General features: G+C 37.0%; 1 protein-coding gene. It reads left to right on the forward strand.

Going from position 1 to position 1,130, the window contains the following annotated elements; all coding sequences use genetic code 11:
- On the forward strand, window positions 1–923 hold a 923-nt coding region (locus NNN64_RS22800; RefSeq protein ID WP_271442879.1), incomplete at its 5' end, for an STM4504/CBY_0614 family protein.
- Window positions 924–1,130: the final 207 nt, after the last annotated feature.

Consider the following 1,130-nt stretch of genomic DNA (forward strand, 5'->3'; position numbering starts at 1 on the left):
GAGGAGAAGTTAATGACATCTATCAATATAATATTATACCAGCTAAATTAAAGAGACAAATCTGTCACATTTTGAATGATACAGTCGGACGTGGTCACACTTATGCAACGTTGAAGCAAGACTCAAAAAAGAAAAACTTTGCAGACAAGTTTTATGAAAGCATTAGAAAAAAATTACTCCATGAGTATGGGCTTTACAAGTTAACAAAAGACCCTAAGGGCTATCGACTAGAGGTTATGTCTTTCTTTTCCGAAAGAATTACCGAATATGACTATGACGATGGCGATTATGAGCATGTTGAGCAAGCAATAGATGTTATTGAGCTTTGCTTTATAGGTATTAACACCACATACAGGAATATCAACAGCAAATGTAGCGAAAAGGCAGACCTTGCAATATCTGTTTTAAATCAAAGATTTAGGGAAAACGGGATTGGTTATCAGTTTGAATCCAATGAAATTATCAGAGTTGATTCTCAATTAATACACGCAGAGGCAGTCAAGCCAATATTATTTTACCTAAACGATACTACTGAGTATGAAGGAGCAAGAGCCGAATTTTTATCTGCCCACAGACATTATCGTGAAGGGAACTACAAGGAAAGTCTCAATGATTGTTTAAAATCATTTGAAAGTCTAATGAAAGCTATACACGATAAGAAAGGATGGAAATATAAGCAAGGAGATACAGCTTCAAGGCTAATTAATAGTTGTTTAGAAAATAATCTCATCCCTGCATATCTCCAAAGCCAATTTACAAGTTTAAAAACAATGCTTGAAACTGGCATTCCAACAATAAGAAACAAAAATTCAGGACATGGACAAGGCAGTGAAATAAAAGAAGTAGAAGAGAATTTGGTCAGCTATATGCTTCATCTGACCGCAACAAACTTACTATTTCTTGCAAGATGTGCAGATAACTAATGGTACGCACAATGACGTTATGCTAAAGAGGCCGCTGCGGAATTCGATTTTCGCAGCGGCCTTTTCAACATAACGAGTCGTACATTATGCGCACCAATGGTAAGGATGGCAGAATCTGGCGGGAATCGTTGACACTGGCCGTCAACTGGCTACTATCGACAGTGATTCAAAATCATCCGTTTCTCCAAACGAATCAGAATCAAATGT

The sequence above is a fragment of the Citrobacter sp. Igbk 14 genome (assembly GCF_028069825.1).
Classification (GTDB): domain Bacteria; phylum Pseudomonadota; class Gammaproteobacteria; order Enterobacterales; family Enterobacteriaceae; genus Citrobacter.